We start from the raw sequence: 17,583 nt of genomic DNA, 5'->3' as shown, positions 1-17,583 counted from the left end.
AAAGTTAGTAATGGATATGTTAGAAAAAGTTAAGGTAATGTTAGGTATAGAAGCTAATAAGGATGCATTACTAACATTACTAATAGAGGAAGCAAAAGAGGATGCTTTAAATTATTGCAATTTGGATGATTATAAAGATTCTTTAGATTCTATAGTTATAAAAATGGTTAGATTCAAATATGGGAAGCTAGGGGCAGAAGCTCTTAGCTCCCAATCCTATTCTGGAGTATCAGAAGCTATTAATGTAGATTATACTCCAGATATATATAAAGCTTTAAATAGGTTTAAAAGACCAGCAAGGTTATTATAATGATTAATAATTCAATGAAACAATATAAGCTATATAAAAATGCTGGTAATAGAAATGAATATGGAGAATTAACTCCAGAACTAACTTTTTTAAGAACTATAGAAATTGCAATAAATAATAAAGATTATTCAAATGTTGAGAATGATATAAGATACCTAAAGGCTACGCATATTGGATTGAGTACAGATAAAGAAATAAAGAAAGATTATATAGTAATGAATGGAGTATCTAAATACTTAGTTAAATATGTTAATCCTTTTGGTAGATTAGCACAAATAACATTAGAGGAGGTTATATAATATGGCAGCAGTTGAAGTTGATTTATCTGCTTTTGAAGCTGATTTAAATAATTATATTAATAATCTTCTTCCTAATGGATTAAAAAATGGTATGGAAAGAGCTTGTATAGCAGTAGAAGGACAAGCAAAAGAAAATTGTCCTTTTGATGAAGGTATTCTAAGAGCTTCTTTAACGCATGATACTGAAATAAAAGATAGTAAGATAAATGGTTATGTAGGCTCTGGATTAGAATATGCAGTATATGTACATCAGGGTACTGGATTATATGCAGTAAATGGAGATGGTAGAAAAGATGTACCATGGACTTATAAAGATAAAAATGGAAAGTTTGTAAGAACTGCAGGAAGTAAACCTAATCCATTTTTACAAAAATCCGTTGATAAGCTACAAGATAAAATACCACAACTTATAAAGGAGGGGTTAAAAGGATGATAGTACCAGATATATTAAAGTTATTAAGAGAAGAAACTGGATTATTTACTTATCCTTTTTCAGCTCCAGCAGGTGAGGAGTGTTTAGTTTATGATTTAGTACCTATTTCAGATAATGGGGTAAGAAAAGAATCAAGGTTAGAAATAAGAATAATTGCTTTTAGTCTAAAAAAGGCAGAGCAAATAGATGAACAAATAAGAAAGCTCTTATTAGATATAGGAGATAACAATAAAATAGATGGTTTATCCAGTATAAAGATTACTGGAGGAGGAACTATGCAAGACCTAGGTACTAATACAGTACATAGGTTTTTATTTTTTAATTTAATTTATAGGAGGTAGTCAAGTATGGCTAAAGGAAATGTAATTTTAGGCTCTGGGGATTTATATATAGCAAAGTTTACTTCTTCTATACCAGAACATGAAGTGTTAGAAGTGGATGAAAATAAAATAGGTTCAATAAAAGGTGGAGCTTCTTTATCTGTATCTCCAGAGGTTTATGAGGTTATAGATGATAAAGGCTTATGTCTAAAGAGATTTATTACTAAGCAAGAAATTACTTTTAAGTCTGGTATCTTAACATGGGATTTAGATACTTTAAAGATGCTTACTTTAGGTGGAAGTCTTTCATCTGATGAAGAAAAGCATACAAGTACATTAAAGATAGGAGCAAATGGTTCTATAGAACAATATCTTATCAGATTTGTACACAAAATGGATAATGGTAAGAAGATTAGAGTTACTATAGTTGGTACTGCATCTGCTGGTTTTGAATTGAAGTTTAATCCAGAAGAAGAAACTGTTATAGATGCTGAATTTAAGGCTATGGCTTTTGATACAGAAGGTAACCAAGTAATCATAGAACAAGAAACAGAACAATAATCAATAGCCTACTTTGATTAGTAGGCTTAATTTTTTATATATAAAGGAGAAATGTATATGTTAGATTTATCAACTCTTAAAAATAAATATTATGAGCTTAAAATGTTTGATGGTGAAGTTTTAAGAATAGAAAGACCTTCTCAAAAGATGGTTATAGAAATGATGGGATATGAAGATAAATTAAAAGACTTAGAAGATAAAAAAGGTATATTAGATGCTTTTATAGATATTCTATTTGATATATTAAATAACAATGCAGATGGTAAGAAGTTTACAAGAAAATGGATAGCAGAAAGCTTTGACTTTAGTATTGGTATGGCTCTAATTGAAGATTATATGCAATTTGTATCTAAAATTAATTCAGACCCAAACTAGAATTGCCTACGTTACCTAACGTGGGCAGTAAAGTAAAAAAGAATAGTAATGATGATTTTGAAATGATGCCCTCCATTAAAAAGGTAATGGATTATGGGCATCTTTCTTTTTATCAAGCTTTAGACCTTCCATGTGATGTATTTAAATTAATGCTTAAACATGCAACTATAGAGCAATTAATGCAAACAGAAGAAGGAAGAAAGCAATTAGAAGATATTGAAAGACTTAAAACATCATCAATAGATTTAGATGGGTTGATAACTAACTTTTCTCCAGAACTAAATAAGGAGGTGATGTAATGGCTTTAGATTTAAGTGCTATTAGAATTAATGTACAAGCTGACACAAAGGAAGCTGAAAAGGGATTAAAGAGCCTTAAACAAAAAGGAGAAAGTCTTGCATCTATAGGTAAATCTCTTACATTAGGGGTAACTACTCCAATAGTAGGTATTGGAACTGCATCTCTTAAAGCTGCAGCAGATGCAGCTGAAATGGAGAGTAAGTTTGATACTGTATTTAAGAACATTAGTAAAGAAGCGGATGAATGGGCAACTACTTATGCTAATGCAATAGGTAGAAGCAAATATGAAATAAAAGAAGCTATTTCTAATCAAGCTGACTTATATTATGGTATGGGATTTACTGCGGACGAAGCATATGAGTTATCCAAGCAAGTTACTACATTGGGTTATGACTTAGCATCCTTTAATAATGTTAATGATGCCCAAGCAGTTGATGCTATGACTAAAGCTCTTATGGGTGAAACTGAATCTGCCAAGATGTTAGGAGTAAATTTAACAGATACCATTATGGAAACATCAGAATTTACTAAGGCAACGGGTAAGAGTTGGAAAGAGCTATCAATGGCTGAAAAAGCACAAGTAAGATATAAAGAAGCAGTTAAACAAAGTTCTAATGCTATAGGAGATGCGGAAAAAACATCTGATAGCTTTACTAATATGGTTAAAAGATTAAAAGGGCAATTATCTGAAATTGGAGTTGAAATAGGCAAAGTAATACTTCCAGCAGCAGATAAGATAGTTAAAGTATTAAGTGGCGTATTAGATAAAGTGTTGACTTTCACTAAAGAAAATCCTAAATTAGCAGCTACTATAGTTGCCATAGCTGGAGCAATAGCAGCCATAGGACCTACGCTATGGATAGTAGGTAAATTAACTGTATTATTTGCATCATTTCCTATATCTGCTGGGTTATTAGCTGGAGGATTAGGAGTAGCAGCTCTTGCTTTTGTTGGCTTAAATGAAAATGCTCAACAAGTTTTAAATGAGCTTCCAACAAAGTTATCATTAGCTATTAATTATATGTTACAAAAAATAGTTGAGTTTCTTCCACAGTTCTTAGCTAAGGGTACAGAAATGCTATTTAATTTAATACAAGGTATTGTTACTGCTATCCCAATGGTATTAGAAACTTTAGTAAATCTATGTTTTGCTATGTTAGGAATATTAATAACCTTCTTCCCACAATTTATGCAAATTGGTTATAACTTTATCAAAAATCTTCTTGATGGAGCTATAGCAAAGTTCCCAGAATTTATAGGAAATATAATAGATGGAATAACAACTATTATTAATAATATAACTGCTAGGATGCCAGAATTTATTTCAAAAGGAATAGAATTTGTATCTAGTATGGCTAAAGGATTTAAAGATAACTTCCCTGCAATTCTGTCTAAGGTGGGGCAACTACTAAAGGATATAATAGCAAAGATTATAGAGAAACTACCAGACTTTATTAAGGCTGGATGGGATTTATTAAAGTCTATAATAAAAGGTTTATGGGATAACAGAAAGGAATTAATAGAAGCTGGAGGAGATTTATTAGATGGTTTATGGGAAGGATTTAAAGACCTTATGGGAAGCTTTTGGGATATAGGAGAAATGATAGTTGAATCTATCTGGGATGGAGTTAAATCTATGTGGGGTTCATTTACTGGATGGATTTCAAGTAAGATGGAAAACATCCCTATAATAGGTGGATTCTTTAGAATGACACCAGAAATAGATACAGATGGATTACAAGCTCCAGATGCTGCTATGTTTTCAGCTAATCCTTTAAGTAGAAGTAGGGGTAGAAGTCCATTAGCTGCATTAGATACTCCAGAGTTTTTTGGGGCAACTAGAAAGAGCTTTAACTTTAATATCCCAAGACAAAATAATGGCTTAGATAGTCTTAAAGACTTATTACAAGGTATAAAAGATGTATCTAGTGCTACTGGTTCTGTTATTGAAAATGTAATTAATATAGATGGTAGAGAATTTGCTAGAGTAACAACTCCTTATATATCTAAAGAATTAGCATGGAATACAAGATAGGAGGGTAACTAATGTTAATTAATAATAAGGATATAAATTTATATGGCTGCTCTCTTATCAAGTATGAGATAGGGGCATCTGAAACACAAAAAGGTATTGAATGGACTAAGGGAGCATTATCTCCTTTAGTTTATTTTGATTCTAATAAATATAAAGAGGTTAAGGCTTACCTTCTAATGGAAGCCATTAATAGAGAATCATTAGAGTTATATAAGAGTAATTTAGCTAAAGACCTTAAACAAACTACTATTAAATTCAAGGATTCAAAATATCTTTATGATGGGGTATTAGAATCTATAAGTTTTAAGAATATAAATAGGCTAGCTATAGAGGTAACTATAAGCTTTAAAGCTATACAAAAAGATGATTTAGAAACTATAACATTGGCTAAGAGTTTAACTCAAACTATTAATGTTAAAGGTAATGTTGACACTGAATGTATCATAGAAGTTACTGCTCCAAGTGCTGCAGTAGCTTCTTTCACTATTAACAATTTAACCATTAAGAATATACCAGAAAATAAGACAGTTATTATAGATGGTATAAAGAAAAAAGTTACTGTAGACGGCTCAAATTTCTTTAATAATGTTGAATTATGGGAATTCCCTATATTAAAAGCTGGAGATAACACTATCACGCAAAGTTTAACTACAGTAGATGTAAAAATAAAATATAATCCATGCTGGAATTAAAGGAGGCTAGAGGATGTTAATTTTACTAGATAAAAACAAAGTAAAGATAGCAGCTCTAACTCAATTAAAGGATTATTATATTAAGGAAAAGATAAACACAGAGGAGGTTCTTGCCTTCTCTCTTTCTTTTAGTGATGAAAATAATAATTTAGTTGAGGAAGAATGTTATGTCGAAACAAAAGAACAAAGATATATTGTAAAAGCTATTAAAAAGCAAAGCACGTTGACTAGATATGAATGTAAATTAGACTTAGAGGAATTAAAAAGTAAATTGCATCTGGAGGGATTTAATAGCGTTACTTTAACAGTTGGAGAAACTATAAGATTAGCTATTGCTGGTACTGGATGGAGTGTAGAAGATAAAGAAGCTCCAGCAAGAAAAAGAAGTTTGAAATTAGATGCAACTAATGCATTAGATATAATTGAAAAAGCAATTAAGAAATTTAGTTGTGAAGTTAGATTTAATACTAAAGAAAAGATGATTATAGTTAAAGAGAAATTTGGAAATAATAAAGGAGTTTATTTTTCAGACCAATTAAACTTAAAGGCTCTTAATACTGCATCTGATACGTTAGATTTTGCGACAAGGATGTATGTAAGAGGGAAAGATGGACTAACTTTTTCAGATATAAATAATGGCAAGGATTATGTAGAAGATTTTAGCTATTCTAATAAGATTATAAATGTATTATGGAGTGATGGAAGATATACAGATAAAGAATCTATGTTAGAAGATGCTAAGTTAAAGATAAAGGATATATGTAAACCTAAGAAGTCTTATGATGTTGATATTTTGGATTTAGCATCTATTCATCCAGAATATAGCTTTTTGTCATATGGTTTAGGTGATGAAATAACGTTATTAAGTAGTAAGGATAAATTTTCTGATAAACAAAGAATAGTTGAGCTTACTAGATATCCGTTAGAGCCAGATAAGAATAATGCAATAATAGCAAATACTCAATTAAGTTTTGAAGATTTACAAAAACAAGCGGAAGAAACACAAGAGGTTGTAGATGGGTTCATCAATGAAGATGGTACTATAAATGGTTCTAAGGTTGATGGATTGCCAGATGCAGATTTTGTTATAGAGGATGGTTCTATTACTGCTAATAAAATTGCAGCAAATGCAATAACTACAGATAAACTTAATGCAGGAGCAGTTACTGCTGAAAAGATAGATGCTGGAGCAATTAATGCTGGTCACATAGCTGCGGGTACAATAACTGCTAATAGTGCTATCATAGATGATTTAGCAATAGGAACTGCTAAAATAGCTAATGGAGCTATCACAAATGCAAAGATTGAAGATGCAGCAATAGATAGTGCCAAGATTGATAAATTAGCGGTAAATTCTGCACATATTCAAAACGCTGCAATAGGAACTGCCAAGATAGAGGATGCGGCTATAACAAATGCTAAAATAGGTAAATTGGCAGTAGGAGAAGCTAATATAGCAAATGCTTCAATTACAGATGCAAAGATAAAAAATCTAAGTGCTGAAAAGATAACTGCTGGAGATATTTCTACAGATAGATTAAAGGCAAATGCAATAAATGCTATTAATGCATATATAGGTGATGCAACTATTGATTCTGCTAAAATAGGCAATTTAGATGCACATAAAATTACTACTGGTGATTTATCTGCTGATAGGATTAAAGCAGGGGTAATAAGTGCAATTAATTTATCAACAGATACTGCAACAATAAATAGTGCTAAGATTGGTAATTTAAGTGCTGATAAGATAACAACTGGTGATATATCTACAGATAGAATGAAAGCTAATGCAATAAATGCAGTAAATGCTACTATTGGGGATGCAGTTATAAGCTCTGCCAAAATAGCTAATTTAGATGCAAGTAAAATAACTACGGGTACTTTATCTGCTGATAGAATAAAAGCAGGGAGTATAGATGCAACTAAAATAAATTCAGAAACCATTTCTGCAATAGAAGTAAGTGCTGGGGAATTAGTTGCTAACAAAATTGCATCTGGTGAAATTAAAGTAGGCAATGCAAATATAGTAGATGGTACTATATCTGGAGCAAAAATAGCAAAAGCATCTATTTCAGAAGCTCAAATAGCAAAGGCAACTATTACAGATGCATCTATTAAAAGTTTAAATGCAAATAAAATAACTGCTGGTAAAATTGATGCAACAAAGGTTAATATAAGTTCAACAAGTGGTAAGCTATCAATAGCGGATAACACAATTACTATAAAAGATAATCAAACTACTCCTAAAACAAGAGTACAAATAGGATTAGATGCAAGAGGTAACTATGGAATATATGTTTTAAATGCATCTGGTCAAGCTATCTTTGATTCTGAAAAAGGGGTATTAGCTCCAGAAGGCTTAAATAACAATGTAGTAACTACAGATAAAATTAGAGATGAAGCAATAGGAAGCTCAAAATTAAATATAGATGAATTATTTGTAGGTGATAATGCATTTATTAAGAGCTTAAAGGCAGTTGAAATTGACGCAGCAAATATAACTACTGGTAAGATTAGCTCTGAAAGATTAGATATAAATGGATTAGTTTCTTTTGATGCATTAGATAAAACACTTCAACCTATATTTGATGTTCAAGGAGATAAAACTTATATAAATGGTGGGATGATAGCTGCTAATACTATAAAGGCAGATAAAATAGATTTATTATCTGGATTAACTGTAAATGGAGCAGATGGTAAACCAGTATTTGCTATAGGTAAAGTAGATGGAGAAGATGGTATAGGTACAGTAGAGATTAATGGGTGGTTACATTCTTCTAACTATGTAAAAGGTAAGTCTGGATATAGTATAAATACAGATGGAACTGCGGAAATTAATCAAGCAACTATTAGAGGTACTTTAGATGTATTGGATGCTGGAGTAACTAATACTGGTACTGCTGCAACAGATGTTAGGATATGGGCTGGTGGAAGCTATGAAAATAGAGCATCTGCTAAATTCAGAGTTAATAAGAATGGTGATTTATACGCCACTAATGCAACTTTAGCGGGTATTCTATATGGAGAGATAGAAAGTAATAACTTACACGTAAAAGATAGTATATTAACTATTAAGGATAAAGTAAAGCTATCAGAAACAAGTTGTAGTTTTAATACAGATGTTACTATTAATAATAAAGTCAAATATTCTACTGGTAACAATTCTTTAGAATTAAAAGATACTAATTTTATGGTTAATTCTGCCCAAGCTTCTGTATCAATAGATAAGGGTTCTGGAGCATATGGTGGCTTAAATATTATTGGATGTTCACAAGGTCATCATATTTTTAGAGGGTCGACCGCTTCTGATAAGTTGGGAACTTTAGTTATAGATGCAGAAGGAAACCAAGGACAAAGAGGAGATTTTAGCTTCACTAGGAAAAACTATGCCGAAAAGTGCAAAGTTGATATAGATGGAGATTTAACTATATGTGAGAAGATTAATTCAACAATTCAACAAATTGAAATGAGAAGTGTTAAAAATTCTAGCTGGGATGGCTGGGGATTTTATGCTAATTAAGGGAAGGTTATAAGCCTTCCTTTTTATTTTGGATTTAGAAAGGAGATAAATATATGGCCTTAATAGCAAGTGGAATACATGGAAGCGGTCCTGGAATGTCTTATGAATTTTATGCAGAACAAACTGCAGGGAGTGGTAATAATAGAACAATAAAAATAACATTAAAATTAAAAGCAGGTCAATATAGTACATCATATTACGCTTATCCTGTTCAATGGAGAGCTAATGTAAATGGTTCTTGGAGTGGGTGGATGTCTGTAAAAGGCGGTGAAGCTTGGAGAGGTTCTGATGGTTTTAGAACATTTACGTATACTGCTACAACTAATGTTGGTACTACTAGTTCTAAATCAATAACAGTAGGAATTGAAACTGATAGTATAGGTTATAGTCATTGGGATTTTTCTAAAACTGGTTCATTAACAGTATCACAAACTAATGTTGCTCCTTCGTTATCTGGAACTGTATCTATAGATGGTTCAACTTCAAATAGAACTATTTCAGAAAATGCTACTCAATTAGTTATAAAAACTCCTGCTGCATCTGATACAAATTTATCTGGATATAGATTTAGAGTGTCTGTAAATGGTGGAGGTTATACTGAAATTTATAGGGGATCTTCAACTAGTTATACTCATAATATTAGTGGTTATGGAGAAGGTACTACTTTTAAATATGTAGTAGATGCTTATGATAGTGTAGGAGCTTGGAGTGCTAATATTTATTCTCCAACAATAACTAAGAATAAATTCATACAAGATAATATTTCTTCAACATCTTCAATTGCTTTTGGTACAACTACCATTGCATTTACTTATTCTGGAGCATCTAATACTCAAAGTGGTGTTACAATTACAAAAATATTAAGTTGTGATAATGGGATAACTGTATATAATCCTAATATAACTGCTGCATCACCTATTAATTTAACTATTTATAAAAGTGGTACTGCACCTTCAACGCCTTATGTGAAATTTGATGATATTAAAAAAGTATTTGCTACAACTACTAATAAAGGTAAAGGAGTTCTGAATTTTACACTAACAAGTAAAAACTCTAATGGTACTACTAAGACTTCATCAAAGGCTATTAATGTTAATTTACAAGTTAATCCTAATAATACTTCTGCTTCTATATCATTAGTACAAACTGAATCTACAAACTATTTGAGTATTGCATCAAGTACAACAAATAAATACTTTATTCCAGATGGCACTAGGGTTACTAGAGTTAAATGGAGTTCAGTTACTGGTAAATTAGGAGAAGCAGTAACTTATCAAGTATATGTAGCTTATGGCTCTGGAGGATGGACTAAAATTGCAGATTTACCTACTGGAACAACTTATTATAATCATGCAGTACCAGTTCAGACAGTATCTCAACAATTCAAGTATAAGGTTAGAGTAATATCTACTTATAATTCAGATAACTTTTCAGAAGCAACAACATCTGCACAAACTCTTCATTATTACAATGAGCCATCTTTGACACAAGGGACAATTACAAGAGCAGCAACTACTGCTGATGTTATAGTTACTATAAAATCAAATTCAAGTATTCCTAATATTAATACTAAAGGAACATGGGCAGTTTATAAATCTGGTACAACCACTCCAGTAATATCTAGTGGGAATCTATCAGTAGCTCAAACTTCACAAACTCTTAAATTAACTGGATTAACTGATGCAAATACTTATGATTTAAAAGTTACTTATAATGATGATACTGGATATATGGTAACTAATAAAGTAACAACTATTAAAATTAGTGCAAATCTACCTATTATGTTTATAAATAAATATGGGGTAGGAGTTAATGGTGTTGCTGCTGATAGTAGTAATTCATTAAAGGTTAAAGGAAATGCTAATATTGCAGGAACTTTAAATGCTACAAATGTACAAGTAGGTGGTAACAATGTTTATCATACTGGAAGAAAACCAACACCAGCGGATATAGGTGCAGCTTCATCAAGCCATTCACATCCTTCAATAGCGGTTTCTGATGTTAGAAATACAAATCCTACTCCTAATGATTATGGAGATAGAGCTATAAGTACATTTTTCAATAATCAATATGGAGATGGTTGGAGAAGTGGAGTAACTATAAAAGGCTGGAGTGATGGATATTGTGCTTGGCAATTGTCTAATCCTTCATCTACTGTAGTTTCTGAACAATTAAAATTTAGAGCAGGTATAGGAACATCTTGGAATCCATGGAGAAAGATATATCATGAAGGAAATAAACCAACTCCAACAGAAATAGGAGCAATCCCTGAAGCAAATAGAGAAATTAGATTTTTAGGAAATGTGAAGTCAGGAACAGTTGTTTTTGATAAAACTAAATTAAAGAATGGTGTCAAAGTATCTTTTATGACTAGCAACAAAATGGGTACAGATTCTTGGCATTATGCTATAAACGGTAAATGGACAGATGGCTGGACTATGAGTCAAGAAGCTAAATATGTTTTTGACTTTACAAAGATTAAGCCTGATGGTTCTGTATGGCTTTATGAAGTTAGTGTATTTAACACTTATAGAGAAAGTATAGGTTCAAGAAGGTGTGATGGTGCTTCTAAACTATATATAGGAGAACTTAACACTCTTATGGTATATCTTGACCATGCTACTAATGTGTGTGATAACTTAACAGCATTAATAGAATATTATTAGAGGTGTGTTATGAGATATGTATTAATAAATAAATTAACTAATAATTTAGTTGAAAAAATAATTTTTCAAGATGGGGGATTTAAGCCTTCTCCAGAAATGTTTCCTAATTATTTAGAGTTGATAGTTGATGAAAAAGATGTAGTTACTAATTATAACATGAGGTATGATGAAGCATCAAAAACATTTGTTTCTATTGCTGAAAGTGATAAAGATAATCCTAAAGTATCAAAAGAATTGTTGGATATTAAATTAGCTATTGCTGAATTATCAGAGCAGAAAGATAATGAAATACTTAATATAGAGTTAGCTTTAGCTGAAATAGTAGAAGGAGGTTTATTATAATATGGCTGAAATATATGCAGATTTAGTACAAGCTGGAGAAAGAAGCCTTGATGGTGATAATGGTATTAAGAAAGTACCAGATAAATATATAAACAAAGTTAAAGAGATTTTACATGAAAGAGGAGTTTTATAGCTTCTCTTTTTTTGTATATAAAAATATTTTTTAAGGAGGATATTTCAAATGATAGTAGGTGTAGACATGGGGCATACTTTATCTGGAGCTGGTACTGGAGCAAATGGGTTTGTTTCAGAAACAGTAAAAAATAGAGAAGTAGGCAAAAGATTAATTCAGATGCTCCAAGAAAAGGGGCATAAAGTTATTAATTGTACTGTAGATAAGAGCAATAATAATTTAGCTGAAAGAGTTGCTATAGCAAATAAGCAAAAATTAGACTTTTTTATATCTATTCATCTTAATGCTTATAAGACAACTAATTCTGATATGGGGGTAGAAACTTATACTACTTCAACATCTGGGGGTAAAGCTATTGCTAAGAGAATACAAACAGAATTAGTTAATAGGATTGGATGGAAAAATAGGGGCAATAAAGAAGCTGATTTTTATGTAATAAGAAAGACTATAGCTCCAGCTTGTCTAGTTGAATTAGGATTTTGTGATTCTAAAGCTGATATGGATAAATGGAATACAGAAAAGATAGCAGCGGCTCTATTCAAAGGAATTACTGGTGTTGAATATATAAAGCCAGTAGTATCTAATCCAAGTAATGATACTTACTATAGGGTATGCGTAGGTAGCTATAAGAATAAAGAAAATGCTATTAATCAACAAAAGAAATTAAAAGAAAAAGGCTTTGATAGCTTCTTGGTAGCTTATCAAGGCTAATTTTATTTAGAAAGAGGTTTTAATAATGGAATTAGGATTTAATTATATAGTATTAACATTAGCTTTAGTTATTTTAGGGTTATGGCTTAATAAATTTGAGCCGCCAATAAAAAGACAATGGATAGCTTTAATCTTATTAATTGTAGGTGGAATAGTTGGATATTTTTATATTCAAAATGCTATTTATGGATTTTTAATTGCTGGGTTAGTTTATTACAAAGATGAATTAGTTGCAGAAATAAAAGAAGTAGCTAATAGCTATAAAGATATTAAGGATATAGAAAACTTAAAAGAGGAACAATAATATAATAAGGCTATACAATACTAGTATTTAGTAAAGTATAGCCTTATTTTCATTTTATCTCAATCTTATAGATTTCTTATTTATACACACTTTTTCCAATGGGTTAAAATCATCAAAATTCATTTTTAAGTCATCATCAAACATATTTACATAATTTCTAACTATAGTCATATCAGTATGACCTAACATTTTTTGAAGTCTAAAAACATCACCGCCATTAAGAATCCAATTCTTAGCAAAAGTATGCCTCCATCTATGTAAGCCAGTAGTATTTACTCCACGCCTTCTAGTATAGTCATTTAAGTTATGACCTAATGTAGATGGTGTCATATGCTCCCCAAAACTATTAGGGAATAGATAGCCTTTATTATCTATGCGGCTTATATATTCTGTTAATACTAATTGTAATGTTTTAGAAAGAGGAACTATTTGTTGCCTTCTTCCTTTAGTATGTGTATAAGTAACAATTCCATTATCTAAATCAACATCAGATACTTTTATGTTTAATAAAGTAGATGTTCTACATCCAGTACCTAAAAGAAAATTACATACTACCCAGTTTCTATATTCTGCAAAGTTACATTTCTTCATATTAGGTTTAGCAAGTAATAATTTAATTTCTGCATCAGTATATGTTTCTATTATCTCTTTATCTATTTTCAACATCTTAATTTTAAAGGTAGGCATATATTCAAGTTCCATGAAGTAATATAAAACTGCTCTTAAACTTCTTATCAGAGAATTAACAGATACGGGTTTAATTCCAGATTCTTTAGCTTCTAGTATAAAGTTATTTACAGTAGTTTTGGTTATAGAACTTATTAAATTATCTTTATCAAAGAATTTATACCATCTATAAACTATTGTATTATTATAAGATTTTATTGTTTGTGGACTTAAATTTTTAACTTTACAATAATTTAAAAATTCCTTATAACCTTCCTCAAATGTTTTTTCTTTCTTGTTTAAAGTAATCTTTTTTCTCATTTTTCTCCTCCTAAAACATATAAAAAATACGCACACAATCCTACAGAAAACTGTAAAAGGTTGTGTGCGTATGTTATATTCTAAGAATGAGTGAAATAGCCGCTAAACGGCATTATTACTATGTTTTTGGCATAAAAAAACACACTTTTCCTTTTGAGTCGTGTGCGTCTGCCAGTTCCGCCATGGCGGCATGTTTTTTTGAGAACGTAATTATATTACCATAAGTAGAAGAATAATTCAATAGATAAAAAATTCAACCTTTATAGGCAAAATTTTTATATTTTTATGTTGTGGTAATGGTGGACATTTGCTAGAATATAACTAGGATAAAATTAACCCTAGCGGGACAATTTTTGACCTAGTATATAATATAACTTTTTTATAGTTATAATAATTAGGGAGGAGAAAACAATATGATGTATTCAAGAGAAGTTGAAGAAATGTGTGTAATTGCTAAAGGCCCAAATCATGGAGCAGCTCCAATACCTGAAGAAGGTAAATGGGTACAAGCTAAAGAAGTAAAGGATATTTCAGGTTTAACTCACGGAATTGGTTGGTGTGCACCTCAACAAGGAGCATGTAAATTAACTCTTAATGTTAAAGATGGAATTATTGAAGAAGCATTAGTTGAAACAATAGGATGTTCAGGAATGACTCACTCAGCTGCAATGGCTTCAGAAATCTTACCGGGTAAGACTATATTAGAAGCTTTAAACACAGACTTAGTTTGTGATGCTATTAACACAGCTATGAGAGAATTATTCTTACAAATAGTTTATGGAAGAACTCAAACTGCTTTCTCAGAAGGTGGACTACCTATCGGAGCAGGTCTTGAAGATTTAGGAAAGGGTCTTAGATCACAAGTTGGTACTATGTACGGAACTTTAGCTAAGGGACCTAGATACCTAGAAATGGCAGAAGGATATGTAACTAAGGTTGCTGTTGATGAAGATAACGAAATTACTGGATACAAGTTTGTTCACCTTGGAAAGATGATGGAAATGATCGGAAAAGGTATGGATGCAAACGAAGCTTTAACTAAGGCATCTGGTCAATACGGAAGAGTAGACGACGCTGCTAGATTAATAGATCCAAGACACGAATAATTAATTGATAGGGAGGAATAATCATGCCATTATTTGAAAGTTATGAAAGAAGAATAGGACAAATAACACCTGTACTAGAAAAGTACGGTATGAAAACATTAGAAGATGCTAAAGCAGTATGTGAATCAATCGGTGTTGATCCATATGCAATAGTAAAAGAAACTCAACCAATCGCATTCGAAAATGCTGGATGGGCTTACGTTTTAGGTGCTGCTATAGCTATAAAGAAAGGTTGCAAGAAAGCTGCTGATGCTGCTGAAGCAATCGGAGAAGGATTACAAGCTTTCTGTATACCAGGATCTGTTGCAGATGACAGAAAGGTTGGATTAGGACACGGTAACTTAGGAGCTATGCTTTTAAGAGATGAAACTGAATGTTTCGCATTCTTAGCTGGTCACGAATCATTCGCTGCAGCTGAAGGTGCTATTAAAATAGCTGAAAAAGCTAACAAAGTAAGAAAGCAACCATTAAGAGTTATCTTAAACGGTCTTGGAAAAGATGCTGCTATGATAATATCAAGAATTAATGGTTTCACATATGTTGAAACTTCATTTGACTTCTACACTGGAGAAGTTAAGGTAGTAAGAGAAAAAGCATACTCTAACGGACCAAGAGCTAAGGTTAGATGCTACGGTGCTAACGACGTTAGAGAAGGTGTTGCTATAATGCACATGGAAGGTGTTGACGTATCAATAACTGGTAACTCAACTAACCCAACAAGATTCCAACACCCAGTTGCTGGAACATACAAGAAAGAATGTATAGCACAAGGTAAGAAATACTTCTCAGTTGCATCAGGTGGTGGTACTGGAAGAACTCTTCACCCAGATAACATGGCAGCAGGTCCAGCTTCTTATGGTATGACTGATACTATGGGAAGAATGCACTCAGATGCACAATTCGCTGGATCATCTTCAGTTCCTGCTCACGTTGAAATGATGGGATTAATCGGTGCTGGTAACAACCCAATGGTTGGTATGACTGTTGCAGTTGCTGTTGCTGTTGAAGAAGGAATGAACAAGTAGTCTTTACTTAGTTGGAATATATAAAGCACACTATTAGAATAAGCTAATAGTGTGCTTTTTAATAAGTATTTTTAGAAATGTAATTATATAAGTCTTCCATTATCAAATCTCCACCAAGCCTATAGTTATAATCAGAATTTGAAACTATAGATTTATTATAGCTCCAGGTGGCATTCCATAACTTAGCTATAAAAATATACTTATTTAATTTATCTACATGGTAAGAAGTACAATCTCCAAAGTAAAAGAATAATAGTTTCTTTCTTATGTCCTTGGATAAAAACCATGATAGTGTAGCTAGGTCATAGTAAATATCATTCATTCCTATAAAATCAAAATCAACTAAGTAGACTTTGTTATTTTTATATAAGATGTTAGAAGGATTTAAGTCGTTATGGCATAATCCTAAGTTTATATCTTTAGAAAGCTCTTCTTCTAAGAGATTTAATTTATGAATTATAAATTTCGTGTATGGAGGAAGAGAAAAATTTATTTTTTCTAAATGAGAGAAATTGTTTTTGATTTTTTCAAAAGGATTATTATAAGTATTGATAGAAATAGAGTGTAACTTTTTTAATTCTGATGATATAGATTTTAAAAAAGTTTCTGTATTTTGCAGTTTTTCATCTAAATTTGCATTGGATATATATTTGTTAAATAAAATTTTCTTTGAAGTGAAAATTCCTTTGGGTATAATATCCTTATCTTCTAATAGTTTAATAAGCTTCGTATTATTCCTTTTTGTAACTTTTAAAAAGTATTTTTTATGGAAAATGGTTATATTATATGTAGAGTTATTTAGGCTATTTATTGGAGTTATTTTTAATATATTTTTCATTTTAGTCTTCCTTTCAATATTAATTTATTATATCAAAAAGATTAAAATAACAAAGTTGTATATATTATAAATTAAAGTATAATAAAATAAAAAGGATGTGTGAATTTATGAAGATTATAAAAAAAGATGGTAGATTGCAAGAGTTTGATAAGAAAAAGATTTTTACTAGTTTAGATAATGCATCTAAAGATGTAGAGGGGATTGCATTAAATGAGTCAGATATTAAAATACTAGTTGAAGATATTTGCAAGAAGTTAGAAAGCATTAGAAAAAATGATAATCCAAGCTCTAGCTATGAAATTATAGGTGTGATTATTGATGTATTAAAAAAAGATGGATTTGCACCAATAGCTAAATCTTTTGTTGAATATTAATATTTTGCAAATTGTGTTGACAAATTATTGAATACATCATAGTATGATAGTATAAAAGTTAATAGGCCTCGGTAGGTGAGGTTACTACAAGGATACGGGTCGCTGCCGTAAAAGAATGGAAACATTTTTAACTGGTTAGCAGGTTTTGCCGAACAAAGAAGGTTTAACTTAATGCGATTTCATTGCCTTGCAGAGCCAAAACTCAAACGAGAAAGTATTATTATAGTTAATTATGCCTTCGTCAGTTTGAGT

General features: G+C 31.1%; 20 protein-coding genes and 1 riboswitch. Of the genes, 18 read left to right on the top strand and 2 right to left on the bottom strand.

The features are described from left to right. The first annotated feature begins 10 nt into the window (after positions 1-10). Genes G594_RS0108930 through G594_RS0108860 form a run of 15 tightly spaced genes read left to right on the top strand, consistent with a single transcriptional unit; the run spans position 11 to position 13,001 of the window. Positions 11-310 carry a head-tail connector protein gene (locus tag G594_RS0108930; protein WP_027098277.1) on the top strand — a complete coding sequence of 100 codons (300 nt, stop codon included), beginning with the start codon at positions 11-13 and terminating at the stop codon, positions 308-310. Between the two features lie 14 nt (positions 311-324). Further along, on the top strand, positions 325-609 hold the full coding sequence (locus G594_RS0108925; protein ID WP_167539558.1) for a hypothetical protein: 285 nt from the start codon (positions 325-327) through the stop codon (positions 607-609). Between the two features lies 1 nt (position 610). Further along, entirely contained in the window at positions 611-1,042 is a 432-nt protein-coding gene (locus G594_RS0108920; protein WP_027098275.1) for a hypothetical protein, read from the top strand. Next, positions 1,039-1,383, top strand: coding sequence for a hypothetical protein (locus tag G594_RS0108915; protein WP_027098274.1), 345 nt, complete (start codon positions 1,039-1,041; stop codon positions 1,381-1,383). Before G594_RS0108920 ends, G594_RS0108915 begins: the two co-directional genes overlap by 4 nt. A 6-nt stretch (positions 1,384-1,389) precedes the next feature. Further along, positions 1,390-1,923 carry a hypothetical protein gene (locus G594_RS0108910; RefSeq protein WP_027098273.1) on the top strand — a complete coding sequence of 178 codons (534 nt, stop codon included), beginning with the start codon at positions 1,390-1,392 and terminating at the stop codon, positions 1,921-1,923. 57 nt (positions 1,924-1,980) lie between these two features. Then, positions 1,981-2,298 (top strand): hypothetical protein, encoded by a 318-nt coding sequence (locus tag G594_RS0108905; RefSeq protein ID WP_027098272.1) that lies wholly within the window; start codon positions 1,981-1,983, stop codon positions 2,296-2,298. Between the two features lie 20 nt (positions 2,299-2,318). After that, positions 2,319-2,597 (top strand): hypothetical protein, encoded by a 279-nt coding sequence (locus G594_RS18640; protein WP_155849298.1) that lies wholly within the window; start codon positions 2,319-2,321, stop codon positions 2,595-2,597. Then, positions 2,597-4,633 (top strand): phage tail tape measure protein, encoded by a 2,037-nt coding sequence (locus tag G594_RS0108895; RefSeq protein ID WP_027098271.1) that lies wholly within the window; start codon positions 2,597-2,599, stop codon positions 4,631-4,633. The genes G594_RS18640 and G594_RS0108895 overlap by 1 nt, the downstream gene beginning before the upstream one ends. Positions 4,634-4,644: 11 nt before the next feature. Beyond that, a complete protein-coding gene (locus tag G594_RS0108890; protein ID WP_027098270.1) occupies positions 4,645-5,325 on the top strand; it encodes a phage distal tail protein in 681 nt (226 codons plus the stop codon). Positions 5,326-5,338: 13 nt separating this feature from the next. Continuing rightward, positions 5,339-8,845 carry a phage tail spike protein gene (locus G594_RS0108885; RefSeq protein WP_027098269.1) on the top strand — a complete coding sequence of 1,169 codons (3,507 nt, stop codon included), beginning with the start codon at positions 5,339-5,341 and terminating at the stop codon, positions 8,843-8,845. 53 nt (positions 8,846-8,898) lie between these two features. Next, positions 8,899-11,511 (top strand): hypothetical protein, encoded by a 2,613-nt coding sequence (locus tag G594_RS0108880; protein WP_027098268.1) that lies wholly within the window; start codon positions 8,899-8,901, stop codon positions 11,509-11,511. Between the two features lie 9 nt (positions 11,512-11,520). Further along, entirely contained in the window at positions 11,521-11,853 is a 333-nt protein-coding gene (locus G594_RS0108875; RefSeq protein WP_027098267.1) for a hypothetical protein, read from the top strand. Position 11,854: 1 nt separating this feature from the next. Then, positions 11,855-11,986 (top strand): CD1375 family protein, encoded by a 132-nt coding sequence (locus tag G594_RS20635; protein WP_271818756.1) that lies wholly within the window; start codon positions 11,855-11,857, stop codon positions 11,984-11,986. Positions 11,987-12,034: 48 nt separating this feature from the next. Further along, positions 12,035-12,697, top strand: coding sequence for an N-acetylmuramoyl-L-alanine amidase (locus G594_RS18635; protein ID WP_051195951.1), 663 nt, complete (start codon positions 12,035-12,037; stop codon positions 12,695-12,697). A 25-nt stretch (positions 12,698-12,722) separates the two neighbouring features. Beyond that, positions 12,723-13,001, top strand: coding sequence for a hypothetical protein (locus G594_RS0108860; protein ID WP_027098266.1), 279 nt, complete (start codon positions 12,723-12,725; stop codon positions 12,999-13,001). Positions 13,002-13,055: 54 nt separating this feature from the next. On the opposite strand, the gene G594_RS0108855 is transcribed toward G594_RS0108860, so the two are convergent. Then, positions 13,056-13,988, bottom strand: coding sequence for a tyrosine-type recombinase/integrase (locus tag G594_RS0108855; RefSeq protein ID WP_027098265.1), 933 nt, complete (start codon positions 13,986-13,988; stop codon positions 13,056-13,058). A gap of 413 nt (positions 13,989-14,401) precedes the next feature. Here G594_RS0108855 and G594_RS0108850 point away from each other — a divergent pair, with 413 nt between their 5' ends. Together G594_RS0108850 and G594_RS0108845 are read left to right on the top strand one after the other, a co-directional pair. After that, positions 14,402-15,094 carry an iron-sulfur cluster assembly scaffold protein gene (locus G594_RS0108850; RefSeq protein WP_027098264.1) on the top strand — a complete coding sequence of 231 codons (693 nt, stop codon included), beginning with the start codon at positions 14,402-14,404 and terminating at the stop codon, positions 15,092-15,094. A gap of 23 nt (positions 15,095-15,117) precedes the next feature. After that, positions 15,118-16,119 carry a GGGtGRT protein gene (locus tag G594_RS0108845; RefSeq protein WP_027098263.1) on the top strand — a complete coding sequence of 334 codons (1,002 nt, stop codon included), beginning with the start codon at positions 15,118-15,120 and terminating at the stop codon, positions 16,117-16,119. Between the two features lie 58 nt (positions 16,120-16,177). On the opposite strand, the gene G594_RS0108840 is transcribed toward G594_RS0108845, so the two are convergent. Further along, positions 16,178-16,957: a phosphotransferase gene (locus G594_RS0108840; protein ID WP_027098262.1), complete on the bottom strand. Its 780-nt coding sequence runs from the start codon at positions 16,955-16,957 to the stop codon at positions 16,178-16,180. Positions 16,958-17,064: 107 nt separating this feature from the next. On the opposite strand from G594_RS0108840, the gene G594_RS0108835 reads away from it, so the two are divergent. Beyond that, positions 17,065-17,331 (top strand): ATP cone domain-containing protein, encoded by a 267-nt coding sequence (locus G594_RS0108835; protein WP_027098261.1) that lies wholly within the window; start codon positions 17,065-17,067, stop codon positions 17,329-17,331. A gap of 60 nt (positions 17,332-17,391) precedes the next feature. Beyond that, positions 17,392-17,553, top strand: a riboswitch (M-box (ykoK) riboswitch). Positions 17,554-17,583 lie beyond the last annotated feature (30 nt).

The organism is Clostridium paraputrificum AGR2156, from assembly GCF_000424025.1.
Taxonomy (GTDB): domain Bacteria; phylum Bacillota; class Clostridia; order Clostridiales; family Clostridiaceae; genus Clostridium; species Clostridium paraputrificum.
This window is presented reverse-complemented; position numbering and strand designations above follow the sequence as displayed.